This is a genomic window from Microcoleus sp. B3-D7 (assembly GCF_036705305.1).
GTDB lineage: Bacteria > Cyanobacteriota > Cyanobacteriia > Cyanobacteriales > Microcoleaceae > Microcoleus.
This window is the reverse complement of the sequence record NZ_JAUBUE010000010.1, coordinates 159,989-179,993: the sequence shown is the minus strand read 5'-3', so window position 1 is coordinate 179,993 and position 20,005 is coordinate 159,989. Positions and strand designations below refer to the sequence as shown.

General features: G+C 45.4%; 17 protein-coding genes. 8 read left to right on the top strand and 9 right to left on the bottom strand.

Annotated elements, in window-relative coordinates; all coding sequences use genetic code 11:
- Window positions 1–94 precede the first annotated feature (94 nt).
- On the top strand, window positions 95–424 hold the full coding sequence (locus QUB25_RS10565) for a hypothetical protein (RefSeq protein ID WP_333183223.1): 330 nt from the start codon (window positions 95–97) through the stop codon (window positions 422–424).
- Between the two features lie 143 nt (window positions 425–567).
- Here the strand turns inward: QUB25_RS10565 and tsaB are convergent, their stop codons facing one another.
- From tsaB to QUB25_RS10550, 3 genes are all read right to left on the bottom strand, one after another.
- A complete protein-coding gene (tsaB, locus tag QUB25_RS10560; RefSeq protein ID WP_333183221.1) occupies window positions 568–1,227 on the bottom strand; it encodes a tRNA (adenosine(37)-N6)-threonylcarbamoyltransferase complex dimerization subunit type 1 TsaB in 660 nt (219 codons plus the stop codon).
- Between the two features lie 2 nt (window positions 1,228–1,229).
- Window positions 1,230–2,942, bottom strand: a complete 1,713-nt coding sequence (locus QUB25_RS10555; protein ID WP_333183219.1) for a serine/threonine-protein kinase — start codon at window positions 2,940–2,942, stop codon at window positions 1,230–1,232.
- A gap of 233 nt (window positions 2,943–3,175) precedes the next feature.
- The gene (locus QUB25_RS10550; RefSeq protein ID WP_006632635.1) at window positions 3,176–3,424 is read right to left on the bottom strand and encodes a Ycf34 family protein; all 249 of its coding nucleotides are present in this window, start codon (window positions 3,422–3,424) and stop codon (window positions 3,176–3,178) included.
- Window positions 3,425–3,532: 108 nt separating this feature from the next.
- On the opposite strand from QUB25_RS10550, the gene QUB25_RS10545 reads away from it, so the two are divergent.
- Complete coding sequence (locus QUB25_RS10545; RefSeq protein ID WP_333183217.1) at window positions 3,533–4,789, top strand: CCA tRNA nucleotidyltransferase; 1,257 nt, start codon at window positions 3,533–3,535, stop codon at window positions 4,787–4,789.
- 121 nt (window positions 4,790–4,910) lie between these two features.
- Here the strand turns inward: QUB25_RS10545 and QUB25_RS10540 are convergent, their stop codons facing one another.
- From QUB25_RS10540 to QUB25_RS10525, 4 genes are all read right to left on the bottom strand, one after another.
- Window positions 4,911–5,258 carry a DUF952 domain-containing protein gene (locus QUB25_RS10540; protein WP_333183216.1) on the bottom strand — a complete coding sequence of 116 codons (348 nt, stop codon included), beginning with the start codon at window positions 5,256–5,258 and terminating at the stop codon, window positions 4,911–4,913.
- A gap of 19 nt (window positions 5,259–5,277) precedes the next feature.
- Window positions 5,278–6,870 carry a CocE/NonD family hydrolase gene (locus tag QUB25_RS10535; RefSeq protein ID WP_333183214.1) on the bottom strand — a complete coding sequence of 531 codons (1,593 nt, stop codon included), beginning with the start codon at window positions 6,868–6,870 and terminating at the stop codon, window positions 5,278–5,280.
- A 141-nt stretch (window positions 6,871–7,011) separates the two neighbouring features.
- Window positions 7,012–7,464: a cupin domain-containing protein gene (locus QUB25_RS10530; RefSeq protein WP_333061994.1), complete on the bottom strand. Its 453-nt coding sequence runs from the start codon at window positions 7,462–7,464 to the stop codon at window positions 7,012–7,014.
- Between the two features lie 213 nt (window positions 7,465–7,677).
- The gene (locus tag QUB25_RS10525; RefSeq protein ID WP_333183213.1) at window positions 7,678–8,448 is read right to left on the bottom strand and encodes a cysteine hydrolase family protein; all 771 of its coding nucleotides are present in this window, start codon (window positions 8,446–8,448) and stop codon (window positions 7,678–7,680) included.
- A gap of 214 nt (window positions 8,449–8,662) precedes the next feature.
- Between QUB25_RS10525 and QUB25_RS10520 the strand changes: the two genes are divergently transcribed.
- The 6 genes from QUB25_RS10520 to QUB25_RS10495 all read left to right on the top strand — a co-directional run bounded on the left by QUB25_RS10520 (window position 8,663) and on the right by QUB25_RS10495 (window position 15,821).
- Complete coding sequence (locus QUB25_RS10520; protein ID WP_333183211.1) at window positions 8,663–10,108, top strand: amidohydrolase; 1,446 nt, start codon at window positions 8,663–8,665, stop codon at window positions 10,106–10,108.
- Between the two features lie 113 nt (window positions 10,109–10,221).
- Window positions 10,222–11,358 (top strand): serpin family protein, encoded by a 1,137-nt coding sequence (locus tag QUB25_RS10515; RefSeq protein ID WP_333183210.1) that lies wholly within the window; start codon window positions 10,222–10,224, stop codon window positions 11,356–11,358.
- 134 nt (window positions 11,359–11,492) lie between these two features.
- Window positions 11,493–12,695 (top strand): glycoside hydrolase family 10 protein, encoded by a 1,203-nt coding sequence (locus QUB25_RS10510; RefSeq protein WP_333183208.1) that lies wholly within the window; start codon window positions 11,493–11,495, stop codon window positions 12,693–12,695.
- A gap of 14 nt (window positions 12,696–12,709) precedes the next feature.
- Entirely contained in the window at window positions 12,710–13,387 is a 678-nt protein-coding gene (locus QUB25_RS10505) for a TIGR02117 family protein (RefSeq protein ID WP_333183206.1), read from the top strand.
- Window positions 13,388–13,518: 131 nt separating this feature from the next.
- Complete coding sequence (hisA, locus tag QUB25_RS10500) at window positions 13,519–14,292, top strand: 1-(5-phosphoribosyl)-5-[(5-phosphoribosylamino)methylideneamino]imidazole-4-carboxamide isomerase (protein WP_333183204.1); 774 nt, start codon at window positions 13,519–13,521, stop codon at window positions 14,290–14,292.
- A 158-nt stretch (window positions 14,293–14,450) separates the two neighbouring features.
- The gene (locus tag QUB25_RS10495; RefSeq protein ID WP_333183202.1) at window positions 14,451–15,821 is read left to right on the top strand and encodes a cation:proton antiporter; all 1,371 of its coding nucleotides are present in this window, start codon (window positions 14,451–14,453) and stop codon (window positions 15,819–15,821) included.
- A 104-nt stretch (window positions 15,822–15,925) separates the two neighbouring features.
- On the opposite strand, the gene QUB25_RS10490 is transcribed toward QUB25_RS10495, so the two are convergent.
- On the bottom strand, window positions 15,926–16,933 hold the full coding sequence (locus QUB25_RS10490) for an ADP-ribosylglycohydrolase family protein (RefSeq protein ID WP_333183200.1): 1,008 nt from the start codon (window positions 16,931–16,933) through the stop codon (window positions 15,926–15,928).
- A gap of 229 nt (window positions 16,934–17,162) precedes the next feature.
- The gene (locus tag QUB25_RS10485) at window positions 17,163–19,994 is read right to left on the bottom strand and encodes a PAS domain S-box protein (protein WP_333183199.1); all 2,832 of its coding nucleotides are present in this window, start codon (window positions 19,992–19,994) and stop codon (window positions 17,163–17,165) included.
- Window positions 19,995–20,005 lie beyond the last annotated feature (11 nt).

The following is a 20,005-nucleotide window of genomic DNA, read 5'->3' as shown; positions in this document are numbered from 1 at the left end:
CTGGGTGCGGTGAAAGTCGCACGCCCAGATCTAACTGAGAGGGGCGGGGAATAATATCCCCCCTCGACTCAACCAGTAAGGGCGATCGGCATTTTTGCTAGAGTTAACGAGTAGTGCGATTCCCTGCGCGATAGCTACGCCGCGCGTACTTTTTCCCAGCATGAACAACATCCTAACTACCCCCGATCCTGTAACAAGCCACTGGGATTGCCCCGAATGCGGCGGCACCGGTACCCTCAGCCCAGAAATTTGCCCTGTTTGTCTCGGAGCAAAATACATCGATCTCGCTACAATAACGAACTGGATGCTCGATTTTATGGAATCTCGCGGCTGCGATGGATCTGAGATCGATCGATTGCGAACCGAAAGCCCAGACCCCCTAACATTAACTTTTTGCCTCGAAGTTTGTATCGCCCTTAAATAAACAAGGATATCAAGTCTGCTTAATTGCTTATAAATCATTTACGGGCATCGGGCATGGTCGGAAAAAAAACGCACTCTACAAGTTGATTTAACTGAAACGAAATAATGCCCAATTCCCTATTCCCAATGCCCTATTCCCAATATTCAGTGTCCTTTAACCGGATGTTGACCGTAAAAAGGCAAAGCATCCGACCAATCAGGGCGACTTCCTTGTTTCCACTCCAAATAAGCCAATTTCAACACACTAGAAACCGACCCACCCAACTCGCTACCCACTTCAATTAACTGATAAGAATTCCCCCAATTATCCAACTTTTCCTGCCAAGATTCAGGAGTCATCACCGTATCAGGAAACAACTCAGTTAAACCAGAATCTTTGTTAACTGAATAAACAGCCCCAAATAATTGTCCCCGCTGTGCAGGCATTTGCAGGGCAATATCCTGATTTGAGATAGATTTTTTACTGCTGCTGCAAGCGACAGCCGCCAAAGTTGAAACCGCAAAAACCGGAATATCCAACTGTTGGGCCAAAGTCCGCGCCGTCACCATACCCATCCGAGTCCCCGTGAAACCTCCGGGCCCCTTCGCCACTGCAATAAAAGCCAAATCAGCCCAAGTTTGCGACCCAATAAACTCGACTAAATACTGATGCAAATGAGTTGCTAAACCGCGATCCAAATTCCAAGTTTGGCAGCGAGAATCCCCTGCAAAATTGCTGATGGCTAAACCGAGTTCGCGACTAGCTGTGTGCAGGGCTAAGCCGTATTTTTTAACAGATGTTCCGTCTTGGGGATTGCTATTCACGATTACTGATAATTTTCCTTAACAAAAAACAGCGGCAAAGCCACAACTAAGCAACCCAAAAGAATGCCAAATATTCCCGTGTTTAAAATCCTGGAATTCCCCATGCCACCAGTCATCAAAAACAGCACAACTAAACTTGCAAATAAATTTTTATTGGCAAATTCTTTGTGTTGGGAAACTTGATGTTTCACCGTCATAAAACCCGACGTAACTATTAGCGCAAACCAAGAATTAAAAATGACTATTTGAGAGCCAAAGATAAACCAAACTAAAGCAAACATTAGCGCATCTATCCAAAAATCCTGAGTTTTCAACTTCGGCAGCCAAAATTCTTGGGTAGCAACAGGGGCAATTTTCTTGACTAATTGATTGTGTTGCATCCGCACGAGTTTGTTTCTCAATTGAATCTTGGGATCGATTTGCAATATTTGCTTCCACTCCGGGCGGCGAGAATTGTTGACTCTTCCCAACAGCTTCACGGCTGCGACTTTATTTAACTGCAAATCGGTGAGTCTGGTGGCAATTATTTGAGATAAGTGCGGATAGTAAACGGGGTTCTCTTCGGTTCTGTTGATGACGATATTGAGCTGTTGCTTGGCTTGACTGACTTGGATTGTAACATTGTACGGGGCGAGATCCTCTTGTAAAGCTTGCTGAATTTCGGCTTGCTCTTGGCGAGTGAAAAGCGACACACCGGGCGCAGGTGTAACCACCCGTTCTGCGGGCGTTTCCGGCGCGTCCAGCACAGGCTCTGCGTCTAAATAGACTGGTTTAGGGTTCAAGTGCCGGATGACTGCTGATGCTGAACTGTAGCGCCGATTGGTGGCACTTTGAAGCATGGTATCGAGGATGCGGCCGAAATCGTCGCTAACAGCAGTCTTCAAATAATTTCGCCAAGCCCAAGAATCCTCTGTACTGTCGAACAAATCGAAGGGAGGAATTTCTGTCAGCAAGTGAATGCAGGTAACGCCCAAACTGTAGATATCGCTGGCAAAAACTGCTTTCCCCATCAATTGTTCTGGGGCTGTATAAGCCGCACTGCCGATGATTGTACCAGTTGGCTGCAAGCCGTTTGCTGTTACTTTCTTAGCTGCACCAAAGTCTACTAAAACAATATCTTTTTGGAAAGGAGAGGGTTGATAGGAACTTTCTAAAGCGGGTAAAGGGGCTGGAGATAGCCGGCGGCGAATGATATTTTCTGGTTTGATATCGCGGTGAATGACTTTGGATTTGTGGACGAAGTGGAGCACTGGCAATAAATCGTTGAGAATTTGCCGAATTTGAGTTTCGGTGAATGCTCCTTTTTGTTCTAATTCTCGGGCTAGGTTTTTGCCGTCTATAAATTCTTGTACTAAATACTGTCTCCCGTCTTGTTCAAAGTGCGCGATTAATTCTGGAATCTGGGGATGTTTGCCCAAGGTTTCTAGCTGGGCTGCTTCTTGGTGAAATAGTTGAGCGGCTTTTTCGGCTGCGGTATTTTGCGGGAAAAATTGCTTGATTACGCACTGCGAAAAAATCAGGGGTTTGGTTTCATCAACTGCTAGAAATGTTCGACCAAAGCCTCCTTGCCCGATCGGCTTTATGGTTCGGTAGCGAGATGCTGATGGCGTTTCTGGGTCAATAGTCAACAACAATTTGGAGCCGCAACTTTGGCACAATTCTGCATCCCCTGGGTTTTGCGGATTCTGACAAGTTGGGTTTAAGCAATAGCACATTGGATTTTAGATTTTAGATTTTAGATTTTAGATTTTTAATTGGGAATGGGGAATGGGGAATTGGGCATCGGGCATCGCGCATCGGTAATTGAAAATTGGAAATTGAATATTGGAAATGGAAAATTGAAGATTGGGTAAAAAGAAGAAACAAGAAAATGAGAGCGTTTTATTTTTTCGTTCTTCCTTCTTCCTTCTTCCCTCTTCCTTCTTCCTTCTTCCTTCTTCCTTCTCCCTTAAGTCGGGACGAGTTCGCCTGGCCGCAATTTTGCCCATTTGCCGGTCTCTTGCTTAAAACTCTGACACCCGACTACATCCCATTCCATTTCAATTTCGTCTTGGCGGGGGCGGATATTGACGTTGATGGTGGGTTCTACGGGGTCGAAATCGGGTGTTTCGGTGAGGTGAAGCTGTTCGTGCTGTTCTTCTACGGCGTGGTAGGTGAAGCAGCGGTCTACATAGTGGCAGTTAATACAAATACACATTCTTGATATCCTCTGTGCATTTCAAAAAGATTGGTGAAATTTGAGCTTTCTGTTAATCTAGCGTAGCAAGAGTTTTATTGTTTGTAAGGAAAGTAGATTTTTGTTGCAATGCCGATTAATTTGCCCTCTTCATTATCTCCTAATACTTGGCCGTTTGATTTGAAACTGCTGACACCGCCTGCTTATCTGGTGGGCGGTGCGGTACGGGATGCGTTGCTGGGCCGCCGATCGCACTATTTTGATTTGGATTTTGTCATGCTAACACGGGCGGTGAAGACTGCTCGAAAAATTGCCGATCGCACGAAAGGTGGATTTGTCTTGTTGGATGCGGAACGCCAAATTGCGCGGGTGGTGTTTGCGGGCGGTACGGTGGATTTGGCGCAGGCGGAAGGGGGGAGTCTGGAGGGGGATTTGCTGCGCCGGGATTTTCGGATAAATGCGATCGCCTACAATCCTTTTACAAGAGAAATCATCGATCCTTTGGACGGTCAAACTGATTTGCGGTTGGGTGTGCTGCGGATGATTTCGCGGTCAAATTTGGAGGACGATCCGCTGAGGTTATTAAGAGCTTACCGCCAAGCGGCGCAGTTGGGTTTTGCGATCGAACCTGAAACTCAATCTGCGATTCGGGAATTAGCACCGCTGTTGAGTCGGGTAGCGGTGGAACGGGTGCGGACGGAATTGGGTTATTTGTTGAGCAATCCTGACGGTGTTCCTTGGATTTGTCGCGGTTGCGAAGACGGTTTGTTTTCGATTTGGTTTGAAAGTGCGATCAACCGTTTCGATATTTTGACAAAAATTGACGCATCTGCTGACCAATTAGCTGCAATTTACCCGGAATTAGGGAAGGAATTCGGGCATCAGATTCGAGATACAATTAAAACGCCTTTGTTGGCTGTCGCGAAGCTGGCTATTTTGGCAGATTCTGACCCGACAATGGCTGAAGCCCAGTTGCTGCGGTTGAAGTACAGCAATGCGGAGATTAAAAGTGCGATCGGGCTTTTGAAATACTTGCCACAATTGCAAGCAAAACCAATAGTGGAAATGTCTTTGCGAGAACAGTATTTTTTGTTTCGGGATGTGGGAATAGCATTTCCAGTTTTAGCGGTTTTGGTCGTGGCTGCGGGAGTTGCGGTTGAGGATATTTCACTGTTAATTAATCGCTATCTGGATGCTGATGATATTATTGCTCATCCCACACAATTAGTTAGCGGCAATGATTTAATGGAATATTTGAAATTGCCCAGAAGTCCGCGCATCGGTCAAGTGTTAATGGAGATTCAATTAGCGCGGGTGGAGGGTAAAATTGCAACTCCCGAAGATGCGCTGAAATTGGCGGCAGAGTTGGTTGATAAATCAGTTTAAATTGATATATTTCAGAAATTAGAACGGGCAAGATGCCCGTTCCACAAAATTCAACTTTCCCGTGGGGTGGGATTCTAGCCCGCCCTAAAAAGTTAGTTGACAATGCTAAAAAATCAGAATCTTAAACAGCATCCCTTAATTCTTCTGGCAATTCAAACTTGCCATCGGCACCCGGTTCAAACTCAACAACTTTCAACACAGCATCAACATTCAGCGGCCCGTAAATGTGGGGGTAATTTTCACCGGCGGCATATTCATACTTAACTTCAGCTTCTACTTTGTCCGAGTCAATCCAAAGCAGCAGCAATCCTGTTTGTCCCACAAAAAACTTATTAGCAGATTTAAGAACTTGCGGCAGTGTCGAACAGTGGATAAATCCTTCTGTATCTAGGGTATCGCCGCGATAGGATTGAACTTGTTTTGCTTCTTCCCACTGTTGGCTGCGGGTGATGTGAAAGATAACGCTCATAGTTAGATAGGTTTTAGGTTTAATCGACAATTGGCAGCAAAATTTGAGAGGGACAATTCCCGCCACAACTGACTGTCAGCGTGATAATGTTAGCATCGATCGCCCGCGCTTCACCGGGAGGCGCACCCGTTCCCGGATTCACGTCGTAAGCGGGAAAACAAGCCGCACTCAAACTCAGACGCAGCGCATTACCTTTGGCAATTTGCATACAAGTTGCTTGCAGCACTATTCTTACAGGTGTTTCACCTGAATTCACCCGGACGTAACCTTGAGTAAAATTGTAGACACTGCCACTATCTTTTATCTCAGAAAGTATCGCACAAAAATCAAAAGTCCGCGCATCGGCAGTACAAAATACTTCGACAATTATATCTCCAGCTAAGTGCAAATCTACTGTTAGCGGTGCCGAAGTGTATGTTAACACATCGGTGCGGCAGTCAATAGTCGATCGCTCCATCGCACCTGCAGGAAATCCAGCGTGACCTCCCAATGATGGCACCGGCCGCCAAGGGTCATGTACGAATATATCCTCAGTGCAAACATCCGGGCAACAATCTGTTAAAATACCCGCATCTTCTCTCATCGCGGCAAGTCCGGTACTTGCTAAAAAATAAGATTTATGATTATTATTAGGCCATTTATCAAATTTCCGCCAATCATTCCTCCCCATCTCAAATAGCGAAATCGGCAGCTCGTCTAATATTCCTGTATCAACTCCTTTGAGGAAGCGATCCAACCAGCGAATTTGCAACTCATCCACAGGATTGGAAGCTGCAACACCATAATCCAACTCTCCAACTTTTCGCCCCCAAGGTAAATGCGCCCAAGGGCCAATTATCAAATGCTGCGGACAGGAACTCCGGCTCGCCATTTCCTTGTAAAGATGAATTGTTCCCCGCAAATAAGTATCAAACCAACCGCCCAAGTGGAGCATTGGCAAGTCTAAATCTTTGATGTTTGGCGATAACTTTTCCCAATACTCGCTCGGTCGATAATTATCCAACCAATCGTGATAATATGAGTCTGGTGCGAGATTTTTAATAATCTCAGGACGCGCCGGCACCGTATCGTATAGCGGGAGATTCCTCGAAGCTGCATAAAAGGCTTGATAGGCAGAAATATCGGCTTTTAAGCGAGCGGTTTCTGCGGCTAGCTGAATTGCCCAGCCGAGATTTGATTGCAGGCAAAATGCGCCACCTTCATAAGCCCAATCTGCGTATAAATTGCCGCCTACCATTGCCGGACAAATTGTGATTAAAGCGCTCGGTTTAGCAGCAGCCGCGTAGAGTTGAGTCATGCCTTGGTAGGAAAAACCGTACATTCCGACTTTGCCGTTACTTCCCGGCAAATTAGCTGCCCAATTGACGCTATCAAAACCGTCTTGTGTTTCGCTAACAAAAGGGTTAAATTCGCCCTCGGAAGTGCCGCGTCCCCGCACGTCTTGGATGACAACGATGTAGCCGTGTTTGGCGTACCATGCGGGATGGGAATATACGACTGTAGAGGCGATCACCCTTCCGTAAGGTTGCCGCATTAACAATACTGGAAATTCGCCCTCTGCATCGGGGCGGTAGATGTCAGCATCTAAACGCACCCCATCTTTAGTTAGCATTGACGCTGTTTCTTTCGGACAAAGTTTCAGCATAAATCCTAAAAAACATCAAATAAAAAAGTTCGTAGTAAGGGCTTTAGTGGTTTTTCTAAAGAATCAAGTCCTTACTACAAACCTAGTAATCAAGTTCTTACTACAAACCTAGCACGGTACGAGTACATCCGATCGACCGAGAACTCTCATATCTTCCTCATCGAGTTCGACTGGTGTACCGCTGCGAATTAGTTCCACAAAATCCTCATTCGGCACCATAATGCACAAAGTGTACAAACGTTCACTGCCCGTATTCTCAATTACGTGAGTGCCTGTGGGAGGCACTAACAAACTATCTCCAGGTTGAATACTAACTGTTTTGCCGTCGCAGGTTGCTTGCCCTCTTCCTTTGAGTACAAAAAACATTTCTACTGCGAATTGATGGCGGTTGGGAGGAGTTTTGCCCCCCACATCGAAAATCTCCACGCAAACTGTTAATGAAACATTAGCTATTACCGGATCGAAGACAATAGCTAATCTATTAGTATCGCCCGGACTGATGCGGAATGCTTGATAGTCTTTCGGAGACTTTATAACAGGAATCACGCACTGGTTTGTCATTTTTTTATTGTTAGTTGTCAGTGGTTATGTTTCTGCTGTCATTAATGAGAATCCAGAGTCATTAGTCCGCCGCTCAACCTCCAAAGTTTATTGATATCACAGGAGAGTTCGCTATCAGAGCAGGAAGCGAGATATATAGGCTTTGCTGTGCGGGACTCTCGCACTCCTAAAAAACGCTTTTTATACTCCAGAGGGATACTCCCCTGATGACTGCTATTTAATTGTTTCTAACATAGCCTGAGAATCCGACAAAAAGCCAAAACATTGTTTAACGTTATAAAGAGTAGCTTGCCAGCAATACTCGGGAGATGTCGTAGCTGTACAATCTTTGACTAAAATACAGTCGTAACCGAGGAAATTAGCATCTTGCAGCGTAGCCATGACGCACTGATCGGCGTTTACTCCTCCGAAGAAAAGTGTAGTTCTGCCGAGGTTCCGCAAGATACTATCTAAAGGAGTATCCCAAAAGCCGCTCATCCGATATTTATCAACGCAAATATCCTCCGGTTTGGGTTTTAATTCATCGACAACCTGCGCCGCCCAACTCCCTGCCATCAGTACAGGTGCGTTGTTTTTTGGCAGCGGATCTCCCAAACCTACGCCGTCGCCTGTGGGATTGTAAACGTGACGGGAAGCTGCACTAATATTGAGCAAATCGGGGCGGTTTCCCCAGTTGATCCAAATAATTGGTACTGCGTGCGATCGCAATTTTGGCAGCAAATTTATTAAAGGATTAATTGGAGTTCTTGCGGGCGTTACATCTACGCCGATATGTGCTAGCCAACCGTCGGGATGACAGAAATCGTTTTGCATATCTATCACCAACATTGCTGCTTTTGCTAAGTCCAAACGCAGGGTTTTAGTTTCTGTTTCCAGGGTAACAGGTTGAGGCGCGATCGGCGATCGGGTGATATCGGCAATTTTGGCATCAACTTTCCAAGCATTCGGCGGTACGCCCAAAGTGCGGAGAGAATCAGGATTCATATGATTGTGACTCAAAAACAATTTCAATCTTATAACTATTTGATTGTTACTAACTTGTCATATCTTAAATCTTTGTTATAATTAAGTAGCCGGGGTAACTTTTTAATAAAAACATTATAATTTATTAACTTTATTATAGTTGATCGCTCGCCAATGTTAGCGCCTGGGAATCATACAATAAAAATTAATGTAAATTTACAAAAAAGGTAAATCGATGAGCTTTACAATTCAAAATGCTTTAATTCCGGTTAATAGCGGTTATGAAACCGCAGATGTGCAAGTGGTGGATAATTGCATAAGTGCGATCGCGCCCAATAACCTCCCCTCTCATTCCCCCCCTTACCAAGGGGGGGATAGGGCGGGTCAAACAGTTATTAACGGCAAAAATAAGCTGCTGCTGCCAGGTTTTGTCAACGCGCACACTCACTCTTCAGAAATGTGGCAACGGGGCATAATTCCCCCTTTACCGCTGGAGTTGTGGATTGCCGAATTATACGATTTTACACCTCTAGAACCCGAACAAGTTTACTTGAGCGCCTTGGGAACTGCGGTAGAAACATTGCTGTCGGGCGGTACAAGCGTAGTCGATCATTTAGTGTTGATTCCGGGGCAAGAATTAGAGACAATTGCCGCCGCAGTTCGCGCTTATCAAGAAATCGGTATCCGCGCTTTTATCGGGCCGTTAATTCAAGATCAATCCCTGACAGCGGGAATGCCTGCAGGCGATAGCGGTATCGAACACGCGGCTTACATTCGATCGACTAAGGCAACTTTGGAATTAATGGAAACAGCCATAAAACAGTTTCACAATCCCGAAAAAGGTGTTAATATGTTGTTGGCGCCGACTGGTATTCAACTGTGTTCCGATGCTTTGTTTGAAGGCTGCATCGAATTGAGCGATCGCTACAACCTTTGTCGGCACGCCCACCTCTTGGAAACCCCCCCTCAAAAACAACTAGCTCACGAAAAATACGGCTGTAGCGCTGTCGAACACCTGCAAAAAATTGGTTATTTGAGTCCGCGAACTTCCTTAGCTCACTGCGTTTGGCTGGACGATTCCGACATTGCGATTATGGCAGAAACTGGAGCGACAGTCGTACACAATCCCCTCAGCAACTTGCGCTTGGGAAGCGGGATTGCACCAATTTTGAAATACCGTCAAGCGGGAGTCAACGTATCTTTTGGCTGCGACGGCGCTGCTAGCAATGACTCTCAAGATTTGCTGGAAGCGATTAAAATTGGTTCGATTTTGCACAATATTACGGATTTGGATTACCGCCAATGGATTACACCACGCCAGTCTGTAGAAATGGCATCGATGGGAGGAGCAAAAGGCTTGAATCTCGCCGATGAAATGGGTTCGTTGACCGTCGGTAAAAAAGCAGATTTTGTGCTGTATGATTTAACAAGTTTATCATTGCTGCCGCGCACCGATCCGATTGGCTTGCTAATATTGGGACGCCCGACTAATGCGGTAGACAGCGTTTGGGTAAACGGCAAGCAAATTGTCGCCGAAGGTAAGGTGAAAACGATCGATGTTGATGCTTTGAGGCGGGAATTATTCGATCGCAGCGAGTGGACGGGGAAGCGTCAATCGCAAACAGTAAGTGAAATAGAAGCCCACTATCGAAAAGTCATGAACCTGCAAGGTTATTCTTAAAAAATTAACCAATAGAATATGATATCATGTCCGGTAAAATCACATAATTAGCGCGGGCACTAAAAATTAACGCAATCAACCTCGCAAATCCCAATCACTCAGAAATTGTAGCCATGACACCCCCTAACAACCAGATAAATGTAGACGCCAGACTTGTTGCAGCTAATACCAAATTTGGTTTTAACTTGTTCCACACCCTCAGCAAACAACAGCCGAATCAAAATATATTTATTTCCCCTACTTCTGTGGCCCTCGCACTGTCAATGATATACAACGGAGTCAGCGGAGAAACCAAACAAGAAATGACAAAAGTTCTCGAATTAACGAAAATGAGTCCAAAAGCAATCAACGCAGCCAATCACAATTTGCAAAAGAGTTTGCAAAAAGATGACCCCAAGGTTCAAGTATCAATTGCCAACGCGCTTTTGGTCAGACAAGGCTTCTCATTAAAACCCGAATTTTTGCAAATAAATCAACAATACTACCAAGCCAATCTTACCGAAATAGACTTTGAGAGTCCGCAAGAAGCTCTCAGCATCATTAACAACTGGGTGAGCGAAAAAACTAACGGAAAAATTGATAAAATAGTCACTAAAATCAACCCTAATACACTTTTATTTTTGATTAACGCCATCTATTTCAAAGGAAACTGGGAAACGCCCTTTGATCAATCTAAAACTGCCAACAAAACTTTTTATTTAACAGACAGCAGTTCCAAACAGCATCCAATGATGTCCCAGATGGGCTCTTATCGGTGCTACGAAACAGAAACTTTTCAAGCAGTCAGTTTACCTTACGGCAAAAAAGGCGCTCTGAGTCTGTATATTTTTTTGCCAAACTCCAATACCAATTTGGCAACTTTCTCGCAGCAATTAACAGCCGAAAACTGGAATAAATGGATGCAAGAATTTAGAGTTAAAAGTGGAATGATTGAAATACCGCGCTTCAAAATGGAGTATGAGGTTCAACTGAAAGACACACTTATAGCTTTGGGAATGGCAGAATTTTTCGGTGGATTGAAAACAGACTTTTCCCCGATGACTGATAGCCAAGTAGCAGTAGAATCGGTAAAACACAAAACATTTGTCGAAGTTAACGAAGAAGGTACAGAAGCAGCAGCCGTGACTGTAATTGAGATGACGAGATCTATGCCGGCTTTTAAAATGAATGTAAACCGTCCATTCTTTTGTGCTATTCGAGACAATACTACAGGAACAATATTATTTATGGGTATCATCGTTGACCCCTAATAATATCAAAAATAGTAGGTGCGTCAGGAAATGTTCGATCGACTTTTAATAAAATAACCCTAGCTGGCGCACCCTCACAAGCTAATTATACGGTAAAATATCAGTCTAAAAATAATCATATTTGCGACAAATTGGTGATTAAATTGCACAAATGGCAGCGGATACTGGCTTTAATAGTTGTTTTTGCGATCGCCCTTACCTCCTCCGCCATATTATCCCCGCGTCTGTTAGCGCAAACCCGCCCCCAAACCCCAACAACCGAATTGCGCGGCGTCTGGCTGACGAACATTGACAGCGACGTTATTTTCTCCCGCAACAACATCATTGACGCTGTCAATCGACTGGACAAACTCAATTTTAATACCATCTATCCCACGGTTTGGCAAGGAGGCTATACCCTTTATCCGAGCGCTGCAGCCCAGCGAGTATTCGGACAGTCGATCGACCCATCGCCCGGATTGAAAGACCGAGACATCCTCAAAGAAATTATAGCACAATCCCATCAAAAAGGTATAGCAGTAATTCCCTGGTTTGAGTTTGGTTTCATGGCTCCCGCCGAATCGGAATTAGCCACACTTCACCCCGACTGGCTGGCGCACCGACGCGACGGTTCAACTATTTGGAAAGAAGGCAAACACGAGCGAGTTTGGCTGAATCCCTTTCATCCCGAAGTCCAGCAATTTATCTTAGATTTAATCCTAGAAATTGTCGATAATTATGATATAGATGGCATTCAATTTGACGACCATTTCGGCTTGCCAGTAGAATTTGGCTACGAACCGCTAACAGTGTCAATGTATCAGGAACAAATCAAAAGTCCTCCCTCCGACGACGCCCGCGAAACCTTCTGGGTGCGCTGGCGCGCTGACAAAATCAACGACTTCGTGGGGCGAGTTTCCCGCGCCATCAAATCCCGGAAAGAAAAATGTATTGTCAGCTTATCTCCGAACCCTTTTCACTTTTCTTTACCCGCCCACTTGCAGGACTGGTTTACCTGGGAAAGACGCGGCTACATCCAAGAAATTGTGTTGCAGGTTTATCGCAGCGATATCAAGCGTTTTAGTGCCGAACTGGAACGGGAAGAAGTTAAACTGGCTAAACTTAACATTCCAACTGCGATCGGCATTTTAACTGGTCTTAAAAATAATTCGGTGCCGCTCAAGCAAATTCAAGAACAAGTGCAAGAAGTGCGAAAAAGAGGTTTCGCTGGCGTGTCGTTCTTTTTCTACGAAAGTTTGTCGAATTGGGCTAGGGAAACCCCCGAAGAGCGCAATTCTGCTTTGCAAGAATTCTTCCCCACAAAGATGCAGCGCCCGCCACCCAAAGCCAGAATTTGAAACCTACTGTTAAAATGAGAAAAAGCAGACAGCGCTTAGGAATTGTCATCTTATCTTTGACTGCTTTCCTAACAATTGGCTATCTCACTCCCAGAAAGTGGGGAAATTACTCGCAAGCAGATTGCACAATCTGTCTATACATTTCCAACCAAGGCATTCACACGGAAATCATTGTTCCAGTTAAAAATGAATATTTTGACTGGAATCAATTTTTACCGCTAACAGAAATAGGGCGGGATGCCACTTCTGATTATAAATATCTATCTTTTGGCTGGGGAGATAGAGCTTTTATGCTGGAAACTTCTACCTCAGTAATCATCAACCCAGTTACAGCTTTCAAGGCGCTATTTCTCCCTACTCCGTCTACCGTACACGTTCAAGGTTATCGGCTTCCTCCCCAAAATATTGAAGCCAAATGTGTGAAAATTAGTGGAGCGAATTATCTTAAAATAATAAACTTTCTTAAAGATACATTCCAATTAGACGCAGCAGGTAATAAAATTAAAATTAGCTACAGCTACGACAACAGCGATAGTTTTTATGAAGCAAAAGGCAGTTATTCTATTTTGAGAACTTGCAACGACTGGACAGCCGAAGCTTTGCAAAAAGCTGATGTCAATACTCCTCTATGGTCTACGCTTTCTTCTGCGATTATGTTTCATTTAAATAGCGGTTGTGAATGTCAAAAATAAATGTAATGCGTAATACAATTTTAGATTTTAGATTAAACGATTGGGAATGACTGATTATCTATGGGCTGGGAGCTTGCCTAAAGTTGCATTCTTTTTTTTAACTGGTATAATTAGCAATTTGAGCAAAAATCATGAATGTAATTCCAGCGATCGACTTATTGGATGGAAAATGCGTCAGATTGTATCAGGGAGACTACGCGAAGTCTCAAACTTTTAACGACAACCCCGTCGAAGTCGCCAGACAGTGGGTAAATGAAGGCGCAACCATGCTGCATTTAGTAGACCTCGACGGCGCTAAAGCAGGTCATCCAGTCAACCAAGCAGCCATTGAAGCGATCGTCCGATCAGTAGATGTTCCCTGTCAAGTAGGTGGGGGAATGCGCGATCGCGCTTCTGTTGCTGGTATCCTCAATTTAGGCGTCCGGCGCGTCATTCTCGGCACTGTCGCCGTCGAACAACCGCAATTAGTCGGCGAATTGTGCGCCGAATTTCCAGGCCGAATTCTGGTTGGCATTGATGCCAGAAATGGTAAAGTTGCGACTAGAGGCTGGCTAGAAACTTCGGAAGTTTTAGCAACAGAATTGGCGCAAAAAATGGCCGAGTTAGGGGCGGCTGAAATTATTTACACCGACATTCACCGCGACGGTACTATGGAAGGGCCGAATTTGGAATCTTTGCGCGAAATTGCTAACGCTATTTCAATTCCGGTGATTGCTTCGGGTGGCGTTAGTTCGATCGCAGATTTGTTAAGTTTGCTGGCTTTGGAACCAATTGGTGTCAAAAGTGCGATCGTCGGTAGGGCAATTTATACCGGCGATATCTTGCTAAAAGAAGCAATTCAAGCAGTCGGACAAGGGCGGTGGCAGGATGTACCGCCAGATTTGGGTTCTTCGAGTTTTGCTTGATAGTCATGTCGAGTTAACTGCCTACCCAATATGTAACACTTATCAATTTTCCGGCTCACAGTCAACAGTCAACAGTCAACAGTCAGCCTAGAATTGTCTTTCTTACCATCATCGTACCCATGTTTTTGAACCATACAATTACAGCTTTAAGTTCTGGGATGGCTTCTCTAATTGCCCCCATACCTTTGTTAGCAACAGTCGAGGCAGAAAATTCGCCGATCGTCCTCAGCGGAGTTTTGCTCAGTTTGGTAGTGATTTATATCGCCAGTAAAATCGGCGCCGAAGTAGCGAGAAACTTCGATTTTCCACCGGTGTTGGGTGAACTTGTAGCAGGGGTGATTATTGGGGTATCTGCTTTACACTTGATCGTTTTTCCCGGAAGCGGGCTGTCAGCATCCAACTCAGGGATTATGACAGTTCTGCAATCGATTAATCATCTGTCTCCGGCCGCCCTCACCAGTGTCTTTGAATCGCAGAGTGAAGTCATTTCAGTGCTGGCTGAATTAGGCGTGATTATTCTGCTGTTTGAAATTGGCTTAGAGTCGGATCTCAAACAACTCAAGCAAGTCGGAATTCAAGCTACCGTTGTCGCCTGCGTAGGTGTGGCAGTTCCCTTTGCCGCGGGTACTGCAGGCTTAATGATAATTTTCCACACGGCAGCAATTCCAGCAATTTTTGCGGGGGCAGCTTTGACCGCAACCAGCATTGGAATTACCTCCAAAGTGTTGTCTGAATTAGGACAACTGAACTCTAAAGAAGGTCAAATTATTGTCGGTGCGGCGGTGATTGATGATGTGCTAGGAATTATTGTCCTGGCTGTTGTCGCCAGTTTAGCCAAAACCGGGGAGATTGATGTTGTTAATGTCATCTATTTGATCGTAAGTGCAACTGCCTTTCTGCTAGGTTCGATTCTCTTGGGTGGTGTCTTCGACAAAACTTTCTCGGCGGTGGCGGGTCAACTCAAAACTCGCGGCAATATTATCATCCCGGCATTTATCTTTGCTTTCTTCATGGCTTTTCTAGGCAACGCAATTCATCTCGAAGCGATTTTGGGTGCGTTTGCGGCTGGTTTGGTGTTGGATGAAAGCGATGCCCGCCTAGAGTTGGATGAACTGGTGAAACCCATCGCCGATTTATTTGTGCCAATCTTCTTTGTAACGGTGGGGGCTCGGGCGGATTTGGGGGTTTTGAACCCAACAGTGCCGGATAATCGGGCGGGACTTTTGATTGCCGTCTTTTTGATTTTGGTTGCTATTTTTGGCAAGATCGTAACAGGCTGGGTGGTGTTTGGTCAGCCGGGAATCAATCGATTGGCGATCGGAGTGGGGATGATTCCTCGGGGCGAAGTCGGGTTAGTGTTTGCCGCCATCGGTTCCGCGAGTGGGGTTTTGGATAAACCGTTAGAAGTCTCGATTATTATCATGGTGATTCTGACGACTTTTTTGGCTCCGCCTTTTCTGCGGATTGTCTTTGGCGATACGGTAGAGCCTCCTGCTAGCGGGGAACTTTCTAGCGAGAAAATCGTTTGATTGAGGGAATTTGAGTCTAGGACGATCGACTCATTGAGAAATACAAATGTCGATCGTCCAAATTTATTTAGCCGTAATAATAAGTTCTAAGTTGTTATAAGCGGCTACAACTTGACTTTTAACTCATAACAATTGTCAGCGAGTTGAATCAGTTCGCCCAGACCCCAGGTACCCCGATCGTTCAAAAATTCCGCTAGTTGATTCGGGATGGCTTCTAGGCCCAGAAATGCCCCGCTGATGGCACAAGCCATTGCTGCGGTGGTATCCACATCGCCACCGACGGCGATGCTAGTGCAGAGAGTTTCCCAGTAATCTTGAGGTGTTCTCAAAAACGCATATAAACTCCACAAGACGCTACCGACTACAAAAGGGGAAATTCCTTGCCAAGAGTCCTTGTAGTTTAACGGGAGTCCAGCTCTAGAAATCAACTCTACGGCTGACTCTGGGGGCAATTTGACCCAATCAATCAAATCTTTGAGCAAAGCGGCAAAGGAAGAATCAACTTCTCCTACCCATTCGCTCAGTTGACCGAGAAATGGCTCAGTTTCAATCATCATGTCAGATTGAAGGGCGATCGCCACAGCCCCGGCGATCGCCACAGCCCCGGCCGAACACCGCGAATCTTGATGGGTGATGCGCCCTTGATCGCAAGCAGCTTGTACAAGCTGGGACGGGCGATCGTAGAATATTAAGCCGATGGGTGCAGCCCTCATAGCACTGCCATTACCAGCATTGGGAGCAGGAGTACCAGCTTCTTGCCAAGCAACGCCCCGAATCAGGCGGTTTGCAGCTTCTTCTGTCGCTCGACCGCGCCCGACAATGCGCTGTTGAGCGAAAATGTCAGCAATACGGGTGGCGTAGTCGCTGGGGTCGAATTCGCCACAAGCGACGTAGCTTTGGAGGAGTTCGCGGGCGAGTTGGGAGTCGTCGGTGTATTGACCAAAAGGCAAGCCGAAGCGATCGCGATCTCTGATTTTTTTGCGTATAACTTCGTAGCGGACAAAGTTTTGGCAAACTTCCGGAGAATAGCCTTCTACTCTACAGCCTATAGCGTCGCCGAGACACTGACCGATCAGACAACCTCTAAATTGTTCGAGACGCGGTACTGTCATTTATCTAGCTTTAAGTAGGTCGATCTAATCTTATGTTAAATCCCCGACTCCTTAAAGCTTGCTGTCGAGAGTCAGAGAGCCCACTGCTGACAGTAACTACTTGTCTGCCCCCTTTTTTTATTGAATTTGAACTCACCACTTTTCTTTTATTTACACAAATCATTCAGATGCGCTATAGCAGTTTTCCAGTTACTTAAAAAACGCTATATATAGAGGAATGTGATAGCAGTTATTTACCCACGAGTGCTACAGCACCGCTTTGCAAAACAGGAATTTCAATTAGAAACTCTGTTCCTTGATGGGGTTGAGAGAAGCACTGGATGGAGCCACCGTGCTTATCAACTACAATTTGATAGCTGATGGATAGCCCTAATCCAGTTCCTTTACCAGTTGGTTTTGTGGTGAAGAAGGGATTGAACACCTGTTGTCTAACAGTTTCCGTCATCCCTGGCCCATTGTCTTGAACTTGAATCACCACGTTTTTAGAATAACCGGACCCAGTTTCGTTTGTGACTAGCTTAGTCCGAATAGTGATGCGACTGGAATTCTTTTGGGTGTCTTTTGGAGAACGCTGATTGTCGTAGTTTTCTAAAGCATCAATCGCATTTGCCAGAATATTCATAAAGACTTGGTTCAACTGTCCGGCATAGCACTCTACTCGCGGTAAGTCGCCGTACTCTTTAACAATTTCAATAGCAGGATGAGCCGGATTTGCCTTCAGTCTATTTTGCAAAATCATCAATGTGCTGTCAATTCCCTCGTGGATATCAACAGGCTTCTTTTCTGCCTCATCCAGCCGCGAGAAGTTTCGCAGCGACAGGACTATTTGACGAATGCGATCGGCTCCTACCTTCATTGAAGTCAGCATTTTGGGCAAATCTTCACTAATGTAGTCCAGATCGAACTCTTCAATTTTTTCCTGAATTTGGGCATTAGTTGGATAGGTTTGCTGGTAAAGCTGAATCAACTTTAGTAAATTTTGCGTGTAGTCGGCAGTATGGCTCAGGTTGCCATAGATAAAGTTGACTGGATTATTAATTTCGTGAGCAACACCAGCAACCAGTTGCCCCAAACCTGACATTTTCTCTGCCTGAATAAGCTGTGCCTGAGTTTGCTGTAAGGTTTTGAGTGCAACCTCAGCTTGCTCTTTTGCTTGCCTTAACGCAGCTTCGGCTTGCTTGCGCTCAGTAATATCCAGTGTCAAGGAAGCAACTCCAACAATCTTTCCAGCCTCCCCTACTAAAGGCGTATTGAACCATTCGCAAATAATTGTTTTGCCGTCTTTGGTAATATTTTCGTTGACGCTGTAGATTCCTCCAACCTGACTCAACAACTCGTTCATAACTCGATCGACTACCTCTCTGGCAGACGCAGGCACAATTAATTCTGCGGCATGGTGTCCGATCGCCTCTGTAGCCGTGTAACCAAAAATCTTCTCGGCCGCTGGATTCCAGGCAGTGACTTTAAAGTTTAAATCCCATTCCACAACTGCCAGCGAACTTTGGCGGAATAGAAAAGATAGCCGCTGTTCCGACGCTTTGAGTTCTTCTTCTACCTGTTTCCGTTTAGTAATGTCAATCCCTGTTTTGATGATGTACTCAATTTCACCTTGATTATCGACTAAAGCAGTATCTGACCAGGCAATCCGTCTGAGTTGTTGATTTTTGCTCACCCAACTGCCTTCATACTGCTGGGGAAAATTACCAACTTGTAAAGACTCAAAAGCAGTTTTGGCAAGTCCTGCTAAGTCTGAGTTCGGGAACAAGTCCCAAATGTAGCGCCCTTTCACTTCACTAAATGAGTAATGAGTCGTTTGTTCGCAAGCCCGGTTAAAGCGAACGATTTGTCCCTGCGGGTCGAGCACAACTACCAGCGCACCTGCAATTTCAAGAATGGCTGAAACGAAATTGCGTTCCACTTCAACTGCTGTAATCAGTTCCTCTAACTGGGTTGCCATATTGTTAAATGCGATCGCCAATGTCCCCAGTTCGTTTTGGCTGTCGATGTTGACCCGTGTATCTAATTGCCCCGCACTGAGTTCAGTAGCTGCAGCGGTTAAGCGCTGGAGCGGCACCACAATTTGCCGAATAAATAGATACCCAATGCCAACAGCGACGATCGTCACCACCGCCAATGAGCCTCCCATAACTGAGAGCATCTGGTAAACGGGAGCATAGGCCTCAGCCGTTGGCAGTTCTACAACCACATTCCAATTCACGCTCCGAACTAAGGCAGTAGCTCCCAATACTTCTACCTGCTTTAGACCCTGATAAACGTTAAGGTGCTTAGTATCTTCGGATGCTTTCAAGAATTGAAAAAAGGGGCGCTTAGAAATATCTTGAAGTTGAAACGTTTCTGGCTTACTACCCTTTTGAGCAATGAGAAAATTACGCTCATCAACTACATAGACATAACCCGTCTTGCCCACCTCCGTTTGGGAAACAATAAACCAGAGAAAGTTGAGATTTACCTGCGCTAATAGCACCCCATCCACCTCATCTCGCTCATTCCGAATCGGAACCGCCAGAATGGTGGTTGGTTGGTGAGTTTGAGGATTAATTTCTACAGGACTCACATAATCTTCCTGTTGTTTGAAGGCACGAATAAACAGTGGCGAAGTGGCTGGATTTTCTAACTTGAGCGGTTCGTAGGGTGAAACTGACGCGACAACTTGTCCCTTCCGGTTCAAAATGGCAACGGCTTCATAAGCATCATTATGACGAATCATCCCTTCCAACAGGCTCTGCTGCGCTTGAGGTTGAAATTTTGTGAGTCCTTTGACCCTAGCTAAATAGCTCAGTTTTCGTTTCAAGTCATCTAAATAATTATCAATTTGCCCTCCTGCTGTCTGGCTGCGCTCTTCTTGGAGCGATCGCGATTGCTGGATCTGCGCCTGAAAGCTGAGGTAGATCAGCAAGCCACCAGTGGGCAGTAAGCTCAGAAGAACCAAAAATATCAAACCATAGCGGAGCTGATGTGCAATAGAAAAGAAGCGTTGCCAAGGATGAGAACGGGAGCTTCTGGCGATCGGCAGAACGCGCTCGTTGCGTTGATTTTGCATCGGGCTTATGA

Coding starts and splice junctions, on each gene's coding strand:
- QUB25_RS10555 (WP_333183219.1), bottom strand. CDS start 2,942: ATGTGCTATTGCTTAAACCCAACTTGTCAGAATCCGCAAAACCCAGGG.
- QUB25_RS10550 (WP_006632635.1), bottom strand. CDS start 3,424: ATGTGTATTTGTATTAACTGCCACTATGTAGACCGCTGCTTCACCTAC.
- QUB25_RS10545 (WP_333183217.1), top strand. CDS start 3,533: ATGCCGATTAATTTGCCCTCTTCATTATCTCCTAATACTTGGCCGTTT.
- QUB25_RS10540 (WP_333183216.1), bottom strand. CDS start 5,258: ATGAGCGTTATCTTTCACATCACCCGCAGCCAACAGTGGGAAGAAGCA.
- QUB25_RS10535 (WP_333183214.1), bottom strand. CDS start 6,870: ATGCTAACTAAAGATGGGGTGCGTTTAGATGCTGACATCTACCGCCCC.
- QUB25_RS10530 (WP_333061994.1), bottom strand. CDS start 7,464: ATGACAAACCAGTGCGTGATTCCTGTTATAAAGTCTCCGAAAGACTAT.
- QUB25_RS10525 (WP_333183213.1), bottom strand. CDS start 8,448: ATGAATCCTGATTCTCTCCGCACTTTGGGCGTACCGCCGAATGCTTGG.
- QUB25_RS10520 (WP_333183211.1), top strand. CDS start 8,663: ATGAGCTTTACAATTCAAAATGCTTTAATTCCGGTTAATAGCGGTTAT.
- QUB25_RS10515 (WP_333183210.1), top strand. CDS start 10,222: ATGACACCCCCTAACAACCAGATAAATGTAGACGCCAGACTTGTTGCA.
- QUB25_RS10505 (WP_333183206.1), top strand. CDS start 12,710: ATGAGAAAAAGCAGACAGCGCTTAGGAATTGTCATCTTATCTTTGACT.
- hisA (WP_333183204.1), top strand. CDS start 13,519: ATGAATGTAATTCCAGCGATCGACTTATTGGATGGAAAATGCGTCAGA.
- QUB25_RS10495 (WP_333183202.1), top strand. CDS start 14,451: ATGGCTTCTCTAATTGCCCCCATACCTTTGTTAGCAACAGTCGAGGCA.
- QUB25_RS10490 (WP_333183200.1), bottom strand. CDS start 16,933: ATGACAGTACCGCGTCTCGAACAATTTAGAGGTTGTCTGATCGGTCAG.
- QUB25_RS10485 (WP_333183199.1), bottom strand. CDS start 19,994: ATGCAAAATCAACGCAACGAGCGCGTTCTGCCGATCGCCAGAAGCTCC.